The 21,778-nt window shown below is 71.5% G+C and carries 19 protein-coding genes; 10 read left to right on the top strand and 9 right to left on the bottom strand.

From position 1 onward, the window contains the following. Positions 1-91: 91 nt before the first annotated feature. Together PJ985_RS05220 and PJ985_RS05215 are read left to right on the top strand one after the other, a co-directional pair. On the top strand, positions 92-844 hold the full coding sequence (locus PJ985_RS05220) for an LmbU family transcriptional regulator (RefSeq protein ID WP_333909831.1): 753 nt from the start codon (positions 92-94) through the stop codon (positions 842-844). A gap of 141 nt (positions 845-985) precedes the next feature. Continuing rightward, positions 986-3,013, top strand: coding sequence for a thioredoxin domain-containing protein (locus tag PJ985_RS05215; protein WP_271682335.1), 2,028 nt, complete (start codon positions 986-988; stop codon positions 3,011-3,013). A gap of 44 nt (positions 3,014-3,057) precedes the next feature. Here the strand turns inward: PJ985_RS05215 and trhA are convergent, their stop codons facing one another. Next, positions 3,058-3,732, bottom strand: coding sequence for a PAQR family membrane homeostasis protein TrhA (trhA, locus tag PJ985_RS05210; protein WP_271682334.1), 675 nt, complete (start codon positions 3,730-3,732; stop codon positions 3,058-3,060). Positions 3,733-4,018: 286 nt separating this feature from the next. On the opposite strand from trhA, the gene PJ985_RS05205 reads away from it, so the two are divergent. Both PJ985_RS05205 and argJ read left to right on the top strand, forming a co-directional pair. Next, positions 4,019-5,845, top strand: a complete 1,827-nt coding sequence (locus tag PJ985_RS05205) for a phosphoenolpyruvate carboxykinase (GTP) (RefSeq protein WP_271682333.1) — start codon at positions 4,019-4,021, stop codon at positions 5,843-5,845. Between the two features lie 248 nt (positions 5,846-6,093). Beyond that, positions 6,094-7,269, top strand: a complete 1,176-nt coding sequence (argJ, locus tag PJ985_RS05200; RefSeq protein ID WP_271682332.1) for a bifunctional glutamate N-acetyltransferase/amino-acid acetyltransferase ArgJ — start codon at positions 6,094-6,096, stop codon at positions 7,267-7,269. Positions 7,270-7,312: 43 nt separating this feature from the next. Here the strand turns inward: argJ and PJ985_RS05195 are convergent, their stop codons facing one another. From PJ985_RS05195 to PJ985_RS05175, 5 genes are all read right to left on the bottom strand, one after another. Next, complete coding sequence (locus tag PJ985_RS05195) at positions 7,313-8,524, bottom strand: pyridoxal phosphate-dependent aminotransferase (RefSeq protein ID WP_271682331.1); 1,212 nt, start codon at positions 8,522-8,524, stop codon at positions 7,313-7,315. A gap of 109 nt (positions 8,525-8,633) precedes the next feature. Beyond that, complete coding sequence (locus PJ985_RS05190; protein ID WP_271682330.1) at positions 8,634-10,232, bottom strand: N-acyl-D-amino-acid deacylase family protein; 1,599 nt, start codon at positions 10,230-10,232, stop codon at positions 8,634-8,636. A 6-nt stretch (positions 10,233-10,238) separates the two neighbouring features. Further along, a complete protein-coding gene (locus tag PJ985_RS05185; protein WP_271682329.1) occupies positions 10,239-10,661 on the bottom strand; it encodes a RidA family protein in 423 nt (140 codons plus the stop codon). Beyond that, positions 10,658-11,422: an IclR family transcriptional regulator gene (locus PJ985_RS05180; RefSeq protein WP_271682328.1), complete on the bottom strand. Its 765-nt coding sequence runs from the start codon at positions 11,420-11,422 to the stop codon at positions 10,658-10,660. The genes PJ985_RS05185 and PJ985_RS05180 overlap by 4 nt, the downstream gene beginning before the upstream one ends. Further along, on the bottom strand, positions 11,419-12,441 hold the full coding sequence (locus PJ985_RS05175; protein WP_271682327.1) for a sugar kinase: 1,023 nt from the start codon (positions 12,439-12,441) through the stop codon (positions 11,419-11,421). The genes PJ985_RS05180 and PJ985_RS05175 overlap by 4 nt, the downstream gene beginning before the upstream one ends. A 155-nt stretch (positions 12,442-12,596) precedes the next feature. On the opposite strand from PJ985_RS05175, the gene PJ985_RS05170 reads away from it, so the two are divergent. Next, positions 12,597-13,868, top strand: a complete 1,272-nt coding sequence (locus PJ985_RS05170) for an alanine racemase (RefSeq protein ID WP_271682326.1) — start codon at positions 12,597-12,599, stop codon at positions 13,866-13,868. Positions 13,869-13,910: 42 nt separating this feature from the next. Here the strand turns inward: PJ985_RS05170 and PJ985_RS05165 are convergent, their stop codons facing one another. The 3 genes from PJ985_RS05165 to PJ985_RS05155 all read right to left on the bottom strand — a co-directional run bounded on the left by PJ985_RS05165 (position 13,911) and on the right by PJ985_RS05155 (position 17,735). After that, a complete protein-coding gene (locus tag PJ985_RS05165) occupies positions 13,911-14,750 on the bottom strand; it encodes an ABC transporter permease (RefSeq protein ID WP_271682325.1) in 840 nt (279 codons plus the stop codon). Then, the gene (locus PJ985_RS05160) at positions 14,747-15,742 is read right to left on the bottom strand and encodes an ATP-binding cassette domain-containing protein (protein WP_271682324.1); all 996 of its coding nucleotides are present in this window, start codon (positions 15,740-15,742) and stop codon (positions 14,747-14,749) included. Before PJ985_RS05160 ends, PJ985_RS05165 begins: the two co-directional genes overlap by 4 nt. Before the next feature lie 253 nt (positions 15,743-15,995). Continuing rightward, on the bottom strand, positions 15,996-17,735 hold the full coding sequence (locus tag PJ985_RS05155) for a chitinase (RefSeq protein WP_443033412.1): 1,740 nt from the start codon (positions 17,733-17,735) through the stop codon (positions 15,996-15,998). 268 nt (positions 17,736-18,003) lie between these two features. Between PJ985_RS05155 and PJ985_RS05150 the strand changes: the two genes are divergently transcribed. The 5 genes from PJ985_RS05150 to PJ985_RS05130 all read left to right on the top strand — a co-directional run bounded on the left by PJ985_RS05150 (position 18,004) and on the right by PJ985_RS05130 (position 21,769). Next, positions 18,004-18,876, top strand: a complete 873-nt coding sequence (locus PJ985_RS05150) for a hypothetical protein (protein ID WP_271682323.1) — start codon at positions 18,004-18,006, stop codon at positions 18,874-18,876. A gap of 142 nt (positions 18,877-19,018) precedes the next feature. After that, the gene (cpaB, locus tag PJ985_RS05145; RefSeq protein WP_271682322.1) at positions 19,019-19,768 is read left to right on the top strand and encodes a Flp pilus assembly protein CpaB; all 750 of its coding nucleotides are present in this window, start codon (positions 19,019-19,021) and stop codon (positions 19,766-19,768) included. A gap of 14 nt (positions 19,769-19,782) precedes the next feature. Then, the gene (locus tag PJ985_RS05140; RefSeq protein WP_271682321.1) at positions 19,783-21,012 is read left to right on the top strand and encodes an AAA family ATPase; all 1,230 of its coding nucleotides are present in this window, start codon (positions 19,783-19,785) and stop codon (positions 21,010-21,012) included. Beyond that, entirely contained in the window at positions 21,009-21,416 is a 408-nt protein-coding gene (locus PJ985_RS05135; protein WP_271682320.1) for a TadE family protein, read from the top strand. The genes PJ985_RS05140 and PJ985_RS05135 overlap by 4 nt, the downstream gene beginning before the upstream one ends. After that, positions 21,413-21,769, top strand: a complete 357-nt coding sequence (locus PJ985_RS05130) for a TadE/TadG family type IV pilus assembly protein (RefSeq protein WP_271682319.1) — start codon at positions 21,413-21,415, stop codon at positions 21,767-21,769. The genes PJ985_RS05135 and PJ985_RS05130 overlap by 4 nt, the downstream gene beginning before the upstream one ends. Positions 21,770-21,778: the final 9 nt, after the last annotated feature.

The raw sequence follows: 21,778 nt of genomic DNA, 5'->3' as shown, positions 1-21,778 counted from the left end.
GGGCGAGGCAAGTGGCTTGATCTCGACTCCCCCTTGAGTTTTACTCGGAGACCAGTTCGAGGGGTGCATCGCAGAACGGGGGTATTCGGTCGTGTCAAAATTGGACCCAGCACAGTCTGTTCTGTTCCGGCGAAGAGCAGAAGCAGTTCCGCGGAAGAGTAGAGGTGTCAGCGAAGAGCGGCAGTCCAATCAGGTGCTCACGACAAAAGTCGGCCTGCAGTTTCCGGCCGGACTGACTTTCGAGAATTGGGAGTCGGCCGGTCGTCAGCTCTCCGGAATCGTGAATTCTACTTCCTGGTGGCTCGGTGACTGGCTGGTGTACGGGAAAGACCACTACAGTGACCGGTACGAGCGTGGAGTTCGTGCTGCCGGTCTCCAGTACCAGACGCTGCGGAATTACGCGTGGGTGTCCCGCCGGTTCGCCATCAACCGGCGCCGGGGAGCGCTGAGCTTCCAGCACCACGCCGAGCTCGCTTCCCGTCCGGTCGAGGAGCAGGAGCGTTGGCTCGACCAGGCCGAGCAGCAGGGGTGGAGCACCAAGCAGTTGCGCAGGGCCATGCGTCTGGAGCGCGGGGACGAGGCGCGCGAGGTCGGGCAGGCAGCCGCGACGCGGCAGCTCGCCGTGCCGGACAGCCGGCTCCAGTGGTGGCACAAGGCGGCGGCAGAGTCCGGGGTCGAACTTGAGCAGTGGGTACTGGCCACCCTCGACAGCGCGGCTGAACAGATCCTGGAAAAGCTGGCGGCTGAAGAGATCCTGGAGAAGTTGCAGGAGCAGGCCGGTGGCGCATCGGGAGGGGCGGGCCGACCGCCGGTGAGTCTTTCCGATCCGCGCCGCGGCGAGTAACGACCGTCCACGGCTGACAGCGAGGAGTACTTTGCTGCCTGCCGCACTCCGGTGATGTGCTTCGGGCTGATCCGGTAGTTGCTCCAGGGCTCCGGCCTCGCACGGAAGGCTTCAGGGTCCCGGTCGTGCGACGATGCCGGTATGAATCGCCTGGCCGACTCGCAGTCCCCCTATCTGCTCCAGCACGCCTCCAACCCGGTGGACTGGTGGCCCTGGGGGCCGGAGGCTTTCGGGGAAGCGCGGCGGCGCGATGTACCTGTTCTGCTGTCGGTCGGCTACTCCGCGTGTCACTGGTGTCATGTCATGGCGCACGAGAGTTTCGAGGACTCGCAGACGGCCGCTTATCTGAACGAGCACTTCGTCGCCGTCAAGGTGGACCGCGAGGAGCGGCCCGACGTGGATTCCGTCTACATGGAGGCGGTGCAGGCAGCCACCGGCCAGGGCGGCTGGCCGATGACGGTCTTCATGACCGCGGACGGTGAGCCGTTCTATTTCGGCACCTACTTCCCGCCCGAGCCGCGGCACGGCATGCCCTCCTTCCCGCAGGTACTGGAGGGGGTACGGACGGCCTGGCAGGAGCGCCGGGACGAGGTGGGCGAGGCCGCCGCGCGCATCACCCGCGACCTGGCGGCCAGGGACCTGGCCTACGACGCGCCCCGGCCCCCGGACGAGGCGGATCTGGCGAACGCGCTGCTGGGGCTGACCCGGGACTTCGACGCGGCCCGCGGCGGTTTCGGCGGGGCCCCGAAGTTCCCGCCGTCCATGGCGCTGGAGTTCCTGCTGCGGCACCACGCCCGTACCGGAGCCCGGGGCGCGCTGGAGATGGTGGAGCGCACCTGCGAGGCGATGGCCCGCGGCGGTATTCACGACCAGCTCGGCGGCGGATTCGCGCGCTACTCGGTGGACGCCTCCTGGGTGGTGCCGCACTTCGAGAAGATGCTGTACGACAACGCCCTGCTGTGCCGGGTGTACACCCATCTGTGGCGGGCCACCGGCTCGGAGCTCGCCCGGCGGGTCGCGCTGGAGACCGCGGACTTCATGGTCCGCGAGCTGCGCACCGCCGAGGGCGGTTTCGCTTCCGCGCTCGACGCCGACAGCGACGACGGCACCGGACGGCACGTCGAAGGCGCCTACTACGTCTGGACCCCCGGACAGCTGCGGGAGGTGCTGGGCGAGGACGACGGGCGGCTGGCCGCCGCGCTCCACGCGGTGACCGAGGCAGGCACCTTCGAAGAGGGAGCGTCCGTGCTCCAGCTGCCGGGGGACGCGGCCCCCGGGGAGCTGCGGGAGCGGCTGCTGACCGCCCGCGAGCAGCGGCCCCGCCCCGGCCGGGACGACAAGGTCATCGCGGCCTGGAACGGCCTGGCGATCGCCGCGCTGGCGGAGACCGGGGCCTGCTTCGACCGGCCGGACCTGGTGGCCGCGGCCGAGGGGGCCGCGGAGCTGCTGGCCGGCCTCCACCTGGACGAGGCGGGCAGGCTGGTCCGCACCTCCCGGGAGGGCACCGCGGGGTCCAGTGCCGGGGTGCTGGAGGACTACGCGGACGTGGCGGAGGGCCTTCTGGCGCTGTATGCGGTGACCGCGGTGACCCGCTGGCTGGATCTCGCCGGCTCGCTGCTCGACACCGTGCTGCACCGCTTCACCGGCGAGCAGGGCGCGTTCTACGACACGGCGGACGACGCGGAGGAGCTGATCCGCCGCCCTCAGGACCCGACGGACGGCGCCACCCCGTCCGGCTGGACGGCCTCGGCCGGAGCGCTGCTGTCGTACGCGGCCTACACCGGCAGCAGCCGGCACCGGGAGGCCGCGGAGCGGGCCCTGGGCATCGTCCGGGCGCTGAGCGGCAAGGCGCCGCGCTTCATCGGCTGGGGCCTGGCCGTGGCGGAGGCCGCGCTGGACGGTCCGCGGGAAGTGGCCGTGGTCGGCCCGGCCGGGGATCCGCGCACCGTCGAGCTGCACCGCACGGCACTGCGGTCGACGGCGCCCGGGGCGGTGGTGGCGCTGGGGGATCCCGCCGTGCAGGACGGCGGCGGTCTGCCGCCGCTGCTGCGGGACCGGCCGCTGCGGGACGGAAGCCCCACGGCGTACGTGTGCCGGCACTTCACCTGTGACGCACCCACGTCGGACCCGGAGGCGCTGGCGGCCCAGCTGGGCGGAGCGCCGGCCTGAGGCGCGGGCTTTCGCTTCGCGCCGGCCGAGGCCCGGGCCGCCGCTCAGGTGTGCTGGTAGGCGACCAGTGAGATGCCGACGTAGTGCACGGCGAAGGCGGCGAGGGTGAGGGAGTGGAACACCTCGTGGAAACCGAACCAGCGCGGTGAGGGGTTCGGGCGCTTCAGGCCGTAGATGACGCCGCCCGCGCTGTAGAGCACCCCGCCGGTGATGACCAGCACCAGCACGGTGATGCCGCCGGCCCGCAGGAAGTCGGGCAGGAAGAACACCGCGGCCCAGCCCATCGCGAGATAGCACGGGGTGTAGAGCCAGCGTGGGGCGCCCACCCAGAAGACCCGGAAGGCGATGCCGGCCACGGCCGCCGCCCAGATGCCCCAGAGCAGGGCCCGGCTGCGTCCGCCGTCGAGCAGCAGGATGGTCAGCGGGGTGTAGGTGCCGGCGATGATCAGGAAGATGTTGGCGTGATCGAGCCTGCGCAGCACCGCGGAGGCCTTCGGCCCCCAGGTCCCGCGGTGGTAGAGGGCACTGACGCCGAACAGCAGGCAGGCGGTCAGGGTGAAGACGGCGCAGGCGATCCGGGCCTCGGTGCTGCCGGCCAGCGCGGTGAGGAACACGCCCGCAACCAGCACTGCGGGAAACATGCCGGCATGCAGCCAGCCGCGGAGTCGCGGCTTGAGGAGCGGAGGGCTTTCCGCGGTGCTCGCCAGGGTGTCCGTCATAGCACTGATGCTACCTACGGGACCGTAGGTTCTGCGGGGGTGCAAGCCCTCGTGTCCAGGGTGGGGTTGGCCACACTCGGCCCGGGAAGTGGTGATGCTCACCTGAGCCGTACTGGACACAGACGAGTACAAGGAGGAGGATCAGATGAGCGTGGTCGATACCGGATGAGCGATCAGTGGCGGCGTCCGGATCGCAGCCCCCACGGGGCCGCATTCGTGTGATCAGCCTGTTGTCCGGACGTCCGTGCAGACGTTCGGCGAGCACCCTCAACCTCAGGAGCGAACAGTGGCGCCCTCCACCACGGCTTCCACCATCCAGGCACCCACCAAGCACCAGGAGCTCCTCGCCTGGGTCGACGAGATCGCTGCCCTCACCCAGCCCGACCGCGTCGTGTGGTGCGACGGCTCCGAGGCCGAGTACGAGCGCCTCTGCGAGGAGCTCGTCGCCAAGGGGACCTACCGGAAGCTCAACCCGGCCAAGCGCCCCCACTCCTACTACGCCGCCTCCGACCCCAGTGACGTCGCCCGGGTCGAGGACCGCACCTTCATCTGCTCCGAAAGGCAGCAGGACGCCGGCCCGACCAACCACTGGAGGGCCCCCGCGGAGATGCGGGAGCTCTTCTCCGGTGAGCAGGGCATCTTCCGCGGCTCGATGCGCGGCCGGACGATGTACGTCGTGCCGTTCTGCATGGGGCCGCTCGGTTCACCGCTCTCGGCCCTCGGAGTGGAGCTCACCGACTCCGCCTACGTGGCCACCGCCATGCGCACCATGACCCGCATGGGGCAGGCCGTCCTCGACGAGCTGGGGGACGACGGCTTCTTCGTCAAGGCCGTGCACTCGGTCGGCGCCCCGCTCGCCGAGGACGAGCGGGACGTGCCGTGGCCGTGCAACTCCACCAAGTACATCTCGCACTTCCCCGAGTCCCGGGAGATCTGGTCCTTCGGCTCCGGGTACGGCGGCAACGCCCTGCTCGGCAAGAAGTGCTACGCGCTGCGCATCGCGTCCGTCATGGCGCGTGACGAGGGCTGGCTGGCCGAGCACATGCTCATCCTGAAGCTGACCCCGCCGCAGGGCGAGGCCCGCTACATCGCCGCCGCCTTCCCGTCCGCCTGCGGCAAGACGAACCTGGCCATGCTGGAGCCGACCATCCCCGGCTGGAAGGTCGAGACGATCGGTGACGACATCGCCTGGATGCGCTTCGGCGAGGACGGCCGGCTCCACGCCATCAACCCCGAGGCCGGATTCTTCGGCGTCGCCCCCGGCACCGGCGAGGACACCAACGCCAACGCCATGCGCACCCTGTGGGGCAACTCCGTCTTCACCAACGTCGGTCTGACCGACGACGGCGACGTCTGGTGGGAGGGCATGACCGAGGAGCCGCCCGCCCACCTCACGGACTGGCGGGGCAACGACTGGACCCCGGAGTCCGGCACCCCCGCCGCGCACCCCAACGCCCGGTTCACCGTGCCCGCGTCGCAGTGCCCGATCATCGCGCCCGAGTGGGAGGACCCGAAGGGCGTGCCGATCTCCGCCATCCTCTTCGGCGGCCGTCGCGCCACCGCCGTCCCGCTGGTCACCGAGTCCTTCGACTGGCAGCACGGAGTGTTCCTCGGGGCCAACGTCGCCTCCGAGAAGACCGCCGCCGCCGAGGGCACCGTCGGTGAGCTGCGCCGCGACCCGTTCGCCATGCTGCCGTTCTGCGGCTACCACATGGGCGACTACTTCGGCCACTGGCTGAAGGTCGGTGCGCGGGCGGACGCCGCCAAGCTCCCGAAGATCTACTACGTCAACTGGTTCAAGAAGGACGGACAGGGCCGGTTCGTCTGGCCCGGCTTCGGAGAGAACAGCCGGGTGCTGAAGTGGATCGTGGAGCGCCTCAACGGTGAGGCCGAGGGTGTCGAGACCGCCATCGGCACGCTCCCCGCCCCCAACGCCCTGGACACCGAGGGTCTCGACCTGTCGCAGGAGGAGCTCGACTTCCTGTTGGAGGTCGACCCGGAGGTCTGGCGCCAGGAAGCCGCCCTCATCCCCGAACACCTCAACACCTTCGGCGACCACACCCCGAAGGAACTGTGGGACGAGTACCGCGCCCTGGTCGAGCGCCTCGGCTGACCGGGCGCGCGGCACGCGCGTCCCGTACCGACCGGAACCCACCCGCGCCCCGGCGCCGGGTGGGTTCCGGTGTTGCGGGCCCGGCTCGCCGGAGCCGTACCGATCATGGCCGGTCGCTGCATTCCCGACGGCGGTGAAAAGGCGTTCGGCAGCAAGGAAGGGGGGACTATAGTCCGACCGAAATAGCAAAGGGCGCCGGCTGAGCGGCCGGACGTGCGGCCGACGACGACAGTGAGGGAACCGCGACGATGAACGACGTGACGCCGGAACCGAAGGGCTTCGCGGTGCACACCGCACCGGTGGGTCTGGCCGACGACGGGCGGGACGACTTCACCGTGCTGTTCTCCACCGAGCCCGCCACCGTCAGTGCGGTGTTCACCCGTTCGCGCTTCGTGGGGGCCAGCGTCGAGCTGAGCCGGGAGGCGGCACGCGACGGGCAGGCCCGGGGAGTCGTCGTGCTCGCCCGGAACGCGAACGTGGCCACCGGGCCGGAGGGACTGCGGAACGCCCGGGAGGTACGCGACACGGTCGCCGCCTCGCTGGGCGTCGACGCCGGCGAGCTGCTCATCGCCTCCACCGGGGTCATCGGCCTGCAGTACCCCATGGAGCGGATCCGCCCGCATCTCAAGGGGATCACCACGCCGCTGCCCGAGGGCGGGTTCGGCCGGGCGGCGCGGGCCATCATGACCACCGACACCCGGCCCAAGGAGGTGCGGGTCCGGTGCGGTGACGCCACGCTCACCGGAATCGCCAAGGGCGTCGGGATGATCGAACCCGACATGGCCACCCTCCTCACCTTCTTCGCCACCGACGCCCGGCTCGACCCGGCCGAACAGGACCGGATCTTCCGGCGGGTGATGGACCGCACGTTCAACGCCGTCAGCATCGACACCGACACGTCCACCAGTGACACCGCCGTGCTCTTCGCCAACGGGCTCGCGGGGGACGTCGTGCCGGAGGAGTTCGAGCAGGCCCTGTACAGCTGTGCGCTCCAGCTGGTCAAGGCCATCGCCGGGGACGGCGAGGGCGCGAGCCGGGTCATCGAGGTCCGGGTCACCGGCGCCCGGGACGACGCGCAGGCCAAGCGCGTCGGCAAGACCGTGGTCAACTCACCGCTGGTGAAGACCGCCGTGCGCGGCGCCGACCCCAACTGGGGCCGGGTGGCCATGGCGATCGGCAAGTGCTCCGACGACACGGACATCGACCAGGAGAAGGCGCGTATCCGGTTCGGTGACACGGAGGTGTACCCCCTCGGCGGTGGTGAACGGACCGACGCGGAGGTACGGGAGGCCGTCGCCGGGCACATGCGGGGCGAGGAGGTCCTCATCGGCATCGATCTGGCCATCGGCACCGGCGAGTTCACCGTCTACGGCTGCGACCTGACCGAGGGGTACGTCCGCATCAACTCGGAGTACACCACCTGACCGGCCACGAGCGTCCGGCAGCCAGTACTGACCGCCCGGGCGGTCAGTACTGGCTGTAGCCGCCGAGGAAGTTCCCGATGCGGGTGATCGCGTCGGTGAGCTGCTCCACCGACGGCAGCGTGACGATGCGGAAGTGATCGGGCTCCGGCCAGTTGAAGCCCGTGCCGTGCACGATCATGATCTGTTCCGCCCGCAGCAGGTCAAGGACCATCTGCCGGTCATCCTTGATCTTGAACACCTTCGGGTCGAGCCGCGGGAAGACGTACAGCGCGCCCTTCGGCTTCACACAGCTGACCCCGGGGATCTGGGTGAGCAGCTCGTAGGCCGCGTTCCGCTGCTCCAGAATGCGTCCTCCGGGCAGCAGCAGGTCCTCGATCGACTGCCGTCCGCCGAGGGCGGCGGCAACCGTGTGCTGGGCGGGCATGTTGGCGCACAGCCGCATGTTCGCCAGGATCGTCAGGCCCTCGATGTAGTTGGTGGCGTGCTCCTTCGGCCCGCACACCGCCATCCAGCCGCAGCGGTACCCGGCGACCCGGTAGTTCTTGGACAGGCCGTTGAAGGTCAGTGTCAGCAGGTCGGGGGCGATCGCCGAGGTGGGGGTGTGCGTGGCGCCGTCGTACAGGATCCGGTCGTAGATCTCGTCCGAACACACCACCAGCCGGTGCCTGCGGGCGATCTCGGTCAGCTCGCGCAGGACCTCCTCGCTGTACACGGCGCCGGTGGGGTTGTTCGGGTTGATGATCACCAGGGCCTTGGTGCGGTCGGTGATCTTGCGCTCGATGTCGGCGAGGTCCGGCGACCAGTCGGCCTGCTCGTCGCAGCGGTAGTGCACCGCCGTGCCGCCGGCCAGGGACACCGAGGCGGTCCACAGCGGATAGTCCGGCGCCGGGACGAGCACCTCGTCCCCGTCGTCCAGCAGCGCCTGCATGGACATCTGAATGAGCTCGGAGACGCCGTTGCCGAGGTAGATGTCGTCGACCCCGAGCAGGATGCCCTTTGTCTGGTAGTGCTGCTGCACCGCCCGCCTGGCGGCAAGCAGTCCTTTGGCATCGCCGTAGCCGTGGGCGTTGCCGACGTTGCGGAGGATGTCCTCCAGGATCTCCTGCGGGCAGTCGAAGCCGAACGCTGCCGGGTTGCCGGTGTTCAGCTTCAGGATGCGCTGCCCCGCCGCTTCGAGACGCTCCGCCTCCTCGAGTACCGGACCCCGGATCTCGTAACAGACATTGGCGAGCTTCGTCGACTGGATCACCTGCATGTCCGCCACTCTACGAGCCCGCGCGCGGGAGCGCCCCGTGTTTTGGGCCACGTGGGTCCCGCACGGACCGTCCCGTCCCCCCTTGTCGCGGGTGCCCGGTCCCACGGGGTCACGCCGGGCCGGGCGGGCCGCCCTCCGTGGCCGTCGGTGTGCGGCGCACCGAACGGCCGGCCAGCGCGTCGGTGCGGCGGCCGTCGCGGAGGGCGAACGCACCGTTCACCAGGACGTGCGGGATTCCGGTGGGCAGGACCCGGGGCGCGGCGTAGGTGGCGCCCTCGGCGACCGTCAGCGGGTCGAAGAGCACCAGGTCGGCCCGGTAACCCTCGCGCACCAGGCCGCGATCGGGGAGCCGCAGCCGGCGGGCCGGGCGGGACGTCAGGTGCGCCACGCACTCCGTCAGCGGCAGGATGCCGAGGTCGCGGGAGTAGTGCCCGAGGTACCGGGGGAAGGTCCCGTAGGCCCGGGGGTGCGGCTTCTCGCCGCACAGGATGCCGTCGCTGCCGCCGGTGTGAGCCGGGTGGCGCATGATGGCCCGCACATTGTCCTCGTGCCCGACGTGCTGCAGGATCGTCGTGCCGAGCCGGTCCGCCAGCAGCAGGTGCCGGGCCTGAGCGAAGCCGCTCACCCGCCGGCCGATGTGTTCGGCCGCGAGCGCCGGGTCCCGTACTCCGGAGATCTCGACGGTGTGCCAGTCCACCGGGACGCCGTGGCAGCCGTCGGAGCCGCCCACCTCCAGGTCGTGGCGGATCCGCTCCGCCACCGCGTCGTCCCGCAGCCGCGCCAGCAGCTCCCCGGGGCCGCCCTCGTGCGCCCAGCTGGGCAGCAGCGCGGCGAGCGTGGTGCAGCCGGCGAGGTAGGGGTAGGTGTCCAGGCTGACGTCCAGACCTCCGGCCCGCGCCGTGTCGAGCAGCTCCAGCAGCTCGCCCGCGCGGCCGGCGTTCACCTCGAAGTTCATGGTGGCGTGGGCCAGGTGGAGTGCGCAGCCCGACTCCTGGCACAGCCGGGCCATCTCCGCGTAGGCCGCCAGGGCTCCGGCTCCGTAGGACCGGTGGTGGGGGCAGTAGTAACCGCCGTACCCGGCGACCACCCGGCACAGTTCGGTGAGCTCGGCCCCGGTGGCGTACATCCCGGGGGTGTAGGTCAGCCCGGAGGACATGCCGACGGCGCCTTCCGCGAGTCCCCGGGCGACGTGCTCCCGCATTCCGGTGAGCTCCCGGTCGGTGGGAGGCCGGTCCTCCCAGCCCATCACCAGGGCGCGGACAGTGCCCTGCGGCACGAGGTAGGCGGCGTTGAGCGCGACACCCCGGTCGAGCCGGTCCAGGTACTCGCCCACGCCGCGCCAGTCGGGCTCGGCGTCACCGTCGTCACCGTTCCAGCCGGCGATGGCCGCCCGGATCCCGGGGAGGCTGCGGTCGTCGACAGGGGCGTAGGAGAGGCCGTCCTGGCCGAGGACCTCCAGCGTGACGCCCTGGGCGAGCTTGGCGGAGTGGTCGGGGTCGCGGAGCAGCGCCAGGTCGCTGTGCGCGTGCATGTCGATGAAGCCGGGGGCCAGCACCAGCCCCGCGGCGTCGATGACGTCCCGCCCGCCGAGCCGCCTGCCTCCGGCCGTGATCGCGGCGATCCGCGGCCCGGAGACCCCGACGTCGGCGGTGTACGCCGGGGCGCCGGAGCCGTCGATGACGGTGGCGCCCCGGAAGACGGTGTCCACGGCGCCTCAGTCCAGCACGGCCAGGGCGTCGATCTCCACCAGCAGTCCTGCCGGGAGACCGACGTACACCGTGGTCCGGGCGGCCGGCGCGGCCCGCAGGTCGGCGAAGTACTCGTTCCAGAGCTCGTTGAACTCCGCGAAGTGTGCGGTGTCGGTCAGGTAGACGCGCACCATCATGGCGTCCTCCCAGCTCGCGCCGCCCTCCTCCAGCACCGCCCGGACGTTCTCCAGTGTCCGCAGGGACTGCTCCCGCAGTCCGGGGCCGACCGGTGCGGGGGCTTGCCCGGGCACGGCCGGGCCGAAGCCGACCTGTCCGGCGACCTGCAGGATGTTTCCCTTGCGCACCCCGTGCGAGAAGCGCGCCGGCGGGGTGGTGTGAGTGGCGGGGGTGAGGGCGCGCTTGGTGGCCGGCCCGGTCTGTTCGGTCATGCGGTGGTGCCTTTCGGGAGAGGGCGCCCGGAGTAGTCGGCGCTGACGGTGTCCGCGGTCCGGCGGACGTGGGGGAGCAGGGCGGTGAGGTCGCTCTCGCTCGCCACCACACTCGGGGCCGAGACGGACAGCGCCGCGACGACACGCCCGTCCGGGCCCCGGACCGGCGCGGCGACGCAGTTGATGGACTCCTCGTGGCCGCCCAGGTCGGCGGCCCAGCCCTGCTCACGGACCCGGGCGAGCTCGGTGAGAAACGCCGCCGGCCCGGTCGTCGAACGGGAGGTGTATCTCGGGTAGGTGAGCCGCTGGGCGACTTGCCGGCGCTCGGCCTCCGGCAGGTCCGCCAGCAGCAGTTTCGCCACGGCGGCGACGGTGAGCGCGACCGGTTTGCCGATCCTGGAGTACATCCGTACCGGGTACCGGCTCTCCACTTTGTCGATGTACAGCACCTGATCGTCCTCCCGGACGGCGAGGTGCACGGTGTGCCCGGTGCGCTCGTTCAGCGCTGCCAGGTGCGGGTGGGCGATCTCCCGGACGTCCAGCTGCTCGACCGCCTCCTGAGCGAGCGCGAACAGCTGTGCGCCCAGCCGGTAACGCTGGTCGGCCTGCCGGTGGACCAGCCCGTGCTCGTGCAGGGTGCGCAGCAGCCGCAGCGCGGTGGACTTGTGGGCGTCGATGTGGCGGGCGGTCTCCTCCAGGTTCGCGGGCCCACGGGCCAGCAGGGGGAGGATGCGCAGGGCGCGGTCGAGGGTCTGGCTCATGCGGGACTCTCCTGCCGTGTCCAGCCCTGGCGCAGCCGCAGCGCCGCCCACTCGGCGGGCGGCAGCGCCGCCAGGCGGTCGGCCAGCTCCCGGGACGGCGGCACCGCCATGTCGCCGGGCTCGGTGAGCGCGGCCGCGGCCGTCAGGTGGCCGTGCCGCAGCCGGGCCGCGGGCGGCAGGCCCCGCAGCAGGGCGGAGAGGTAGCCGGCTGCGAAGGCGTCCCCGGCGCCGACCGGGGCGACCACGTCCACCTGTGGCGCGGGCTCGTGCACCGAGCCGGACGCCGGCAGCAGGGTGGCGCCCCGTGCGTCCTGTTTGACGACCACTGCGGCGGGTTCCGGCAGCGCGGCCCGGATGGCGGCGGGACCCCCGGTGATGCCGAAGGCGGCTTCCGCCTCGTCCTCTCCCACGAACACCAGGTCGCTGCCGCGCGCCAGTTCGAGCAGGACGGTGCCGCCGTCCGCCCGGCTCTCGTGCCGGGCCCACAGCGCGGGGCGGTGGTTGACGTCGAAGGACACCAGGGGACGCCCGGGGGTACGGGCGGTCAGCTCGCGCAGCAGGCGCAGGCAGCTGTCCGACAGCGCCGCGGTGACACCCGACAGGTGCAGGATCCGGGTGTCCGCCCAGGCACTGTGAGGCGGGGAGCCCGGAGCCATCGCGGCGGCGGCGGACCCCTGCCGGTAGTGGACGGCCTCGGCCCTGCGGCCTGCGGCCTCCGCGTCCCCCGTCCCGCCGTCGGTACGGAAGTAGAGGCCGGTGGGCCGCCCGGGGTCGCGGTGGACGGCGGAGACATCGACCCCGGTGGCGGCGATCGTGCGCAGCAGGTGGTCGCCGAATCCGTCGGTGCCCAGGCGGCTGACCCAGCGGACCGGGTGCCCGGAGGCGGCCAGTGAGCAGGCGACGTTGGACTCGGCGCCACCGACCCCGCGCGTGAAGTGCGGGGCGTCGGCGAGGCTCTGCCCGGCGGCGGAGGGCCGGAGCACGAACAGGGACTCGCCCACACACACCACGTCGGGCATCGGGCCGGCTCCGTCCGTTCGTTGACCAGGTCTGCGGCGGATGTTAGACAGGGCTTCGCGGTACACGCAATGGTTGTTGCGCCCTGTGCAACATACCCGGTGGGCATGTTGCGTGCTTCCTTCCTCCTCGACACTCCCAGCACTCGGAGACGTTCATGCGCACCGCACTCGACCGGCTCGCCGACGAGGTCGTCGACCACCGCTTCAAGGGCCTGCCTCCCGACGCGGCCGGCCTGACCGTCGGGGAGCTTGCCGCGGAGCGCCGCAGCCTCCACCGCGGCGGCTTCACCACCCCGGTCCTGACGCTCTCCGCGGAGGCCGTGGAGCACAACCTGCTCTCGCTGGACCGCTTCGCCACCCGCCACGGTCTGGAGCTCGCCCCGCACGGCAAGACGTCGATGGCCCCGCAGCTCTTCCAGCAACAGCTCGATCACGGAGCCTGGGGCATCACGCTGGCCGTCCCGCATCAGGTGCGGGTCGCCCGGGCCTTCGGGGTGCAGCGGATCTTCCTCGCCAACCAGCTGGTGGACGCCGCCGCCCTGGCGTGGCTGTCCGGAGAGCTGGACGCCGACCCCGACTTCCGCTGTGTCACCTACGTGGACTCCGAGCGGGGGGTGGCCCTGATGGATGCGGCCCTCCGGCGGGCCGGCGCGGTCCGTCCCCTGGAGGTCGTGGTGGAGCTGGGGGCGGCCGGCGGGCGCACCGGAGTGCGCGACGAGGGTGAGGCGGCGGCGGTCGCCGATGCCGTGGCGGCGGTGCCGACGCTGCGGCTGGTGGGGGTCGCCGGATACGAGGGGGAGGTGCCGGACGCCGACGGTGAGTCCGTGCGTGCCTGGCTGCGCCGGCTCACCGGGCTGGCCGTGGCCTTCGACCGGGCCGGAAGGTACTCCGGGACCGCGGAGATCGTGGTCAGCGCCGGCGGCAGCGCCTGGTTCGACGCGGTGGCGGAGGCTTTCGCGGAGCTGCCGGCGCTGTCCCGGCCCGTGTGCAGGCTGCTGCGCTCCGGCGCGTACGTCAGTCACGACGACGGGCGCTACCGGTCGGTCACCCCGTTCAACCGGGTCCCGGAGGAAGGCTCGCTGCTCCCGGCGTTCCGGCTGTGGGCGCAGGTCGTGTCCCGTCCGGAGCCGGGCCTGGTGCTGATCAACGCCGGCAAGCGGGACATCGCCCACGACCTGGATCTGCCGGAGATCCAGGTGATCCGGGACGTGGCCGGCGTCGTCCGCGGCGGCGACGGGCTGGCCGTGACCCGCCTTGCCGACCAGCACGCGTTCGTCGTCGATACCGGTGGTGGCAGCCTGCCCGAGGTCGGTGACTGGGTGGGGCTCGGCATGTCGCACCCCTGCACCATCTTCGACAAGTGGCAGCTGATTCCGCTGGTCGCGGGGGACGGCACGGTGACGGACTACATCCGCACCCTGTTCTGACCCGGGTCAGCCGGGCCGCTTCCGGGGGCGGCGACCGCGGTGTCACACCTTGCGCTTGAAGGCCCGCACCGACAGCGGTGCGAAGACCGCCGCGATCGCGCCCGCCCACAGCAGCGACTGGATCACCGGTGCGGCCACCGGGCCGCCGAGCATCAGCCCTCGGCAGGCATCGGCGAGGAGACTGACCGGGTTGACGTCCACGAACGCCTCCAGCCAGCCGGGCATGGTCTCGGCGGGCACGAAGACATTGCTGACGAAGGTGACCGGGAAGAGGGCGGTGAAGCCGAAGATCTGCACCCGCTCGGCATCCTTGGCGAGCACCCCGACCAGCACCGCCACCCAGGAGAAGGCCAGCGCGAACACCAGCAGCAGGGCGAAGGCCGCCAGCAGCCCCAGCAGGTCGGTGCCGATCCGGAAGCCGAGAATCATGCCGACGCCCAGCACCAGCACGATCGACCACAGCTGCTTGACCTGGTCCGCGGCGATGCGCCCGGCCAGGGGCGCCCAGCGGGCGATCGGCAGCGAGCGCAGCCGGTCGAACACCCCTTTGGTGAGATCGGTGTTGAGACCCTGTCCCACGTACAGCGTCACGAACAGCATGTTCATCACGAGCATGCCGGGCAGCATGAACGTCAGGTAGTCATTGACCGAGCCCATGATCGCGCCGCCGAACACGTAGGTGAACAGCAGCACGAACATGATCGGCTGGATGCTGAAGTCGCTGAGCTCCCAGGGGTTGTGCCGGACCTGGACGACGGTCCGCCAGGCCAGCGTCATGCTCTGCCGGATGCCGGTGGCGAGGCCGACCCGGGCAGCGAGCTCCCCGGGCGCGGACGCGGGCGTTCCGGGCACCGCCGTCCCGGGGGCAGGCGGTCCGCTCATGAGGACGTCCCTTCGGTTCCGGGTCCTCCGCCCGCCGCCACGCTGCCGGAACCCCCCGGCGTCCGAGGGGGCCCTCCGGTGAGGGAGAGGAAGACGTCGTTGAGGCTCGATCCGCGCAGCGCCAGCTCGGTGACCACCACACCCGCCTCGTCCAGCCGCCGCAGCAGGACGGACAGCAGCGCCGGGTCCGAGACCGGGGCGGTGACCAGCTGTCCCTTCACGTCCGGCGGGTTGCCGGACACCTCCGCGACCACGTCGCGCACGACAGCGAGGTCCGCCTCCTTCGCCGGACGCACCGCGAGGGTCTGCGCACCGATCCTCGCCTTCAGCTCCTCCGGTGTGCCGGCGGCGATCACCCGCCCGAGGTCCACCACGACGATCCGGTCGGCCAGTGCGTCGGCCTCCTCCATGTACTGCGTGGTGAGCAGCACCGTCACCCCTTCGGCGGTCAGCTGCCGGATCAGGTCCCACAGCTCGCTGCGCGCCCGCGGGTCGAGGCCGGTGGTGGGTTCGTCCAGGAACAGCAGGGGCGGCCGGCCCACCAGGCTTGCCGCCAGGTCCAGGCGCCGCCGCATGCCGCCGGAGTACGTCGAGACTGCCCGGTGCCCCGCCTCGGCCAGGGAGAACTGCTCCAGCAGTTCCCGGGCCCGCTTCTTGGCCCGGGCCCGGGGGATGCCGAGCAGCCGCCCGATCAGCAGCAGGTTCTCCGCCCCGGTCAGCAGTTCGTCGACCGAGGCGTACTGCCCGGTGAGGCCGATCAGCTGCCGCACCCGATGGCCGTCGGACCGCACGTCGTAGCCGCCGACGGTGGCGGTGCCGCTGTCCGGCTCCAGGAGGGTGGCCAGCACCCGCACCACGGTGGTCTTGCCCGCGCCGTTGGGCCCCAGAAGCCCGACCACGGAGCCCTGCCGGACCGACAGGTCCACCCCGTCCAGCGCGGTGGTCGTGCCGAAGCGCTTGACCAGCCCTTCGGCCGTGATCGCCTGGTCCATCGTCTCTCCTCAGCGGGGCATACCCGGTGCCGCCGTGGGAAGCGGGAGCCCTTGCCCGGCCCCGCGGAGCCCCGGTGCGGCACCCGCGTGCTTCCACTATGACCAGGGTCACCGCCGAAAGGCGACTCAACAGCACATATATGGGCGTTTCGCGCCGAGCGGCCGCACGCCGCTCCGGCCCGCCGTCCCGTGCTCGCAGTGCGGGCACGGGACAGCGGGCCGGGGAGTGAGGGCCGGGGAGTGAGGGCCGGGGTCAGGGCAGGCCGTGCACGTGCGGTCCGACGACACGGGACCAGGCGTCGCCCGCGTGCCGGTCCCAGTTCACCGACCAGGTCATCGCCCCGCGCAGATCCGGGTAGGTCCGCTCCGGCACGAAGCTGCCGCACCGGGTGCCCCGGGTCAGGCAGTCCAGTGCGGCGGTGACCGTCTCCGGGCTGACGTAGCCGCTGCCGGCGCCTCGGGGGGAGGCGGGCACCCCGATGCCCACCTGGGAGGCGTCCAGCCCGCTCTCCAACTGGATGCAGGCCAGCGCGGTCAGGAAGTCGACACTGCCGGCGGAGTACACCTTGTTGTCGCAGCCCATCATCGAGCCACTGTTGTAGTACTGCATGTTGACGACCGTCAGAAAGTCCTTCGTGCCGAGCGCCAGCTTGAAGTACTCCGAGCCGGTGTGCTGCATGTCGATGGTCTGCGGCGCCATCGTGTACACCAGGCTGTCGCCGGCAGCCGCGTGTATCGCCTCCATGGCCTCGGTGAGGTACCTGGCGTTGATGCCGTGCTCCAGGTCGATGTCGACGCCGTCGAAACCGTACTCGTCCATCAGCGCCAGTGTGCTCGTCGCGAAGCGCTGCGCGGAGGCCGCGTCGTTGACGATGACGTTCCCCACCTCGCCACCGACCGAGATGATCACGGACTTGCCCTCCGACTGCTTGGCGGCGATGTCCTGGATGAACTCCTGCTCGGAGCCGTAGCCGAGAACCGGGTCCAGGTTGAACTCGATCTCACCGGGCCGGGCGGTGGCGTCGGCGAAGGCGACGGCGATGATGTCGTACTCGTCCTGCACCTCGCGGAGCTTCATGAGGGCCGAGCCGTTGTCGAAGTTGTGCCAGTAGCCGGTCAGCGCGTGGCGGGGCACGCCACCGCCACCACCACCCGGTCGCGGCCGGGTGGTGGCCGTCACCGGTGCCGAGCGGGCCGATTCCCCGGCGGCGTTCTCGGACCGCACCCGGAAGGAGTACGCGGTCTGCGGCTCGAGACCGCTGACGGTGGCCGAGGTGGCGGAGGTGCTGACCGTCCGGGAGCCGTCGACATAGACGTGGTACCGCTCGGCATCGCTGACCGCGTCCCAGCTCAGCGCAACGCTGGTGCTGGTGCTGGTTCCCACGGTGAGCCCGCCCGGGACGGACGGCGGAGCTTCCGGCGGCTCGGTCGGGCCGCCGCCCTCGCCGCCGGGACCGGTCAGCGCCACGTCGTCGGCGTGATAGGCGGCGGAGCCGTACCAGCCGTGCAGATGGACCGTCACCTCCGTGGTGCCGCTCCCGGTGCGGAAGCCGACCTTCAGCTGCTGCCAGTCGCCGCTGCCGGATGTCCAGGTCGAGGTCTCCTGCATTCCGGATCCTGCGGCGCCCACGAACGTGTAGCCGCCGCGGACCCAGGTGCTCAGCTCGTACTCCTCGTCCGGCTGCACGCTCACCCGCTGCTCGCAGCGGGCATGGTCGTGCCCGGAGGGGGTGGCGACCAGGGCCGAGGTACCGCTGCGGACGGGGTCGCCGGTGACGGCACCGGTGCCGCCGCTGCAGCTCCACCCGCTGAGTCCCTGCTCGAAGCCGGGGTTGGTGATCAGGTTGCCGGCGCTGCCGCCGGTCTCCGAGGCGGTGGCCGTGGCGGCCCAACCGCCCAGTGCCAGTGCTCCGGCCATTGCCACAGCCGCGGTGCGCACCGAACGGCTGTGCCGTCCGGTGCGCCGTCCGCGCGGTGTACGGGTGCGTTCCACGTTGCTGCCTCCGTGCCTGAAGGAAAGGGGGGTGCGGAGAGGGATGCGGGTGGCCACCGCTTGGCGAGCAGACTGGTCCAGACCAATTGTTCTGTCAATACCCCCGGCAGCAGCCTCCGCTGACGGCCCCTCGGCACTTTCCGGCCCGAACGAGCGTCTCCGTACCGCATCGGCGCTGGTTCCCCGGGTAAGCGTGTCGATAAGCTGCCCAACTGGCAGACTCGCCTACACAGCACGGGCAGTTCGGCCCGGGGGGAGCGGCATGGTCATGGCTATCGCGGTCACCAGCGCCGATCTGGTGCTGCCCGCCACCGACCGGCACACACCGGGCGCACACGTGCTGACCTCGCCGAGGCAGCAGGACTTCCCCTCCGCCCTGAACGAAGCCCGGCAACTGCTGGACCGGTTCGGCTCCTACCTGGTGGTCTACCCCTCCACCACCCCCCTCCCGTACGTGCAACGCCTGCACGCCGTCCGCGCCCTCCTCGAATCGGACCGGATCGCCCTGCTGCCCAGCTCACTTCCCCCGCTCGGCACCGCCCTGCTGATCCGTCAGCTCCGACAGCTCTCCAGCTGCGACTTCGGCCCAGGAGTGCTCGGCTCCGCCGCCCGGCTCCTGACCCACTACATCTACACCGGTGCCCTGCTGGCCTCCGGCCGCGCGGCCGCCCGCACCCCCGTGCCTCTCCCGCCCGGCCACGGGGCGCGACCGCCCAGCGGCCAGTGCGCCGTACTCGCCGGACCCACCCCGCAGCTCATCAGAACCGCCGGCGAGGGGACGCTCACCGGGCCGCAGTTCGGCACCCTGCTCACCTACGCCCAGAGCGGCGGCCTCTCCCACCACTGGGTCACCGGCCGGCTCGCCCGGCAATGGCAGGTCCAGGGCACGGACGCGGTGCCGCTGCCCGCCGAGTCCACCGACTGGTGGGGCACCTCGCGGCTCGTGGAGTTCGCCGCCGCCATCCCCGATGTCTCCCTGCTCCACCAGATGGTGAGCTCGGTGCGGCAGGAACGCTGCCACTGGTGCAGCCTCGCGCTCATCGGCGACCGCTGCGCCTTCTGCTCCGCCACCGTCATCCCGGCCTCGGAACGCAGACTGCACGCCATACCCGCCGCCACCGCACGCCGGGCCCTGACCTGACCCGCATGAACAGCCGGCGACACCACCCAGCGCACCAGCGCCCCGACCATCCGGCGCAGCGTCCCCGCACGCAAGGGTCCGCCCACCGCGACACGTATCGCCGCGTCACCCGTCCAGAGCCGGCAGAGGGAGAACTCGCCACATGAACGCCCGCCAGCGCCGCGGCACCATCCTGCTGCTCGTCTCGGTCCTGCTCGCCCTCGGTGCCTTCGCCGCCGTGCTCGCACTCATCAGGGACGTGGAATCACAGGTGGGCCCAAAGATCACCGCGTACGAGCTGAGCGAGGACATAGCACCCTACGAGGAGCTGCGCCCCGAGCAGTTCCGTGAGATCAGCGTGCCGGAGCGGTACGTACCCGACTCGGCGGTCACCGACCTCGCCGAGATCCAGGGCCGGGTCGCCGTCAACCCACTGCGCGAAGGGTCACTCCTGCAGGCCGACATGATGGCCGAGGAGCCCGAACTTTCCCCGGGGCAGCAGGAAATCGCCATCATGATCGACGCCTCCACCGGAGTGGCCGGCAAGATCCACCCCGGCGCGACGATCAACATGTACGCCGCCTACCGGGTCGAAAGCCGCACCGGGGAGGACGACGAGGAGTTCGAGATCGTCCGCCTCATGGTCAACAACGCCCGGGTGATCGAGGTCGGCGACCTCACCGAGATCGAGGCCGAACGCAGCCGCACCGACGCGGTGCCGATCACCTTCGCGCTGGACCACACCGACGCCCAGCGGGTGACCTTCGCCGAAGCCTTCGCCGAACAGATCCGATTGGCGCTGGTCGCCCCCGGGGAGGAGCAGGACATCCCCGAGGACGAACGGACCTACACGATCATCGGCGACATCATCGGCGACCCGCACGTCGATCTCTCCCGCCTTCTCGAGAACTGAAGCAGACAGATCTGATGACGACGCGCATTCTTCCCGCGGTGGGTGACCCGGATACCGCCCGCGCCATGGTCACCCTGCTGAGCCAACTGCCCGACACCGAGCCGCTGCGGGCGGTGCCCGACTCCGGCACCCTGCTCGACACCCTGGCCGCCCTCACCCAGGAGTCCCTGGCCGACCTGCCCGAAGTGGTACTCGTCCACGAAGGCATCGGACCACTCCCCGCACTCGAACTCATCCGCGAGATCGCGCTGCGCTTCCCCGCCGTGGGCGTCGTCCTGATGTCCACCGACCCCACGGCCGGCCTGTACTCGGCGGCGATGGACGCCGGCGCCCGCGGACTCGCAGGGCTGCCGCCGACCTACGAGGAGCTGTCCGCCCGCGTCGGCGCCGCCGCCCAGTGGTCCCTCGGAGTACGCCGTCACCTCGGTGCCGGGGACCACCTCCCGGCCGGCCCCGGAGGACGGATCGTCACCGTCTCCGGTGCCAAGGGCGGCGTCGGAGCCACCCTGCTGGCCACCCAGCTCGCCCTCGCGTCCCGGGGCGGAGAGGCCGAGCCACGCTCCGTCGTCCTGGTCGACCTCGACCTGCTGTGCGGCGACGTCGGCTCCTACTTCGACGTCCAGTTCCGCCGGTCGATCGCCGACCTCGCGGGGATGATCGACCTCTCGGCGCAGGTGCTGACCGAAGCGGTCTTCGTGCATGAGACCGGACTGGCGCTGCTCCTCGCCCCCGCGGAGGGCGAACGCGGCGAGGACGTCACCGAGCCCACCACCCGCCAGTTGCTCACCGCCTTCCGTACCCGGTACGACGTCGTGATCGTCGACTGCGGCTCCCAGATGAACAGCGCCACCGCCGCCGCCGTGGAAATGGCCGACACCGCCCTCCTCGTCACCACCCCGGACGTGATCTCCGTACGGGCCGTGAACCGTATGACGCGGATGTGGGACCGGTTGCAGATCCGCAAGACGGAACAGACCCTCACCGTCGTCAACCGGCTGGGCCGCACCAGCCACATACAGCCCCAGCTGATCTCCCGGATCACCGGCACCCCCGTCGCCCGGAGCATCGTCCCGGCGAACCACAAGGAGCTCCAGGAAGCCCAGGACGCGGGCCGGATCCAGGACCTCGACCCACGCGGCCCGGTGCGCCGCGCCATGTGGGCCCTGGCCGCCGAGCTCGGACTGTCCACCGGCAAGCCCGCCGCTCCGGCCGGCGGTCTGCGACTGAGAGGCAGGCGTTCATGAGCCCTCCCTCCCGCGGCGACCCGGCCGCGGTCCGGCGCCGGGACCGCGGTGCGGCCACCGTCGAGTTCGCCGGGATGTTCCCACTCATCCTGCTGATGATGGCGGTGATCTGGCAGTGCATCCTGATCGGCTACACCTTCTCGCTGGCGGCGAACGCCGCGGACGAAGGCGCCCGCGCGGGGGCGGGGGCGCGCACCGGTGCGCCGGCCGCCTGCACCGCCGCGGCCATGCGGCACCTGCCTGGCTCCTGGGAGGCGGAGACCGTCACCTGCCCGGTGGAGGGCACCGTACGGAAGGCCGAGGTGCGGCTGCGCGTCCCGGCGATCTTTCCCGGAGCGTTCCACCTGCCGATGACGGTCACCGGCACCGCCGGCGCGGCGGAGGAAGGGCGGGCCGGTCCATGACCGGGCCCTCGCACGACCGCGGCGTCACCGCCGTGGAGTTCGCGGGCTGGCTGCCGCTGCTGGTCCTGGTCGCGCTCGCCGCCCTCCAGCTGGGCTTCGTCGGTCACGCGGCCCAGCAGGCCGGTTCGGCCGCCCGGGCCGCCGCCCGGGTCGCCGCCCAGGAGGACATCGCAGACCAGTACGGCACCGCGGGACAGTCGGCGATGAGCAGCTGGCTCGACGGCTCCCTCAGCCTCGACGAGAGCTGCGGAGACGTGGCCACCGTGACCGCGAGCGTCGAGGTGCCGTCGGTCCTCCCGTTCGTCTCCGGCTTCGGCCGGGCCAGCCGGACCGTGACGATGCCATGCGACTGACGTACGCGA

Source organism: Streptomyces sp. ACA25 (assembly GCF_028200735.1).
In the GTDB taxonomy this organism is placed as follows: domain Bacteria; phylum Actinomycetota; class Actinomycetes; order Streptomycetales; family Streptomycetaceae; genus Streptomyces.
Note: the sequence above shows the minus strand (reverse complement) of the source record. Positions and strands in the feature narration are given on the sequence as shown.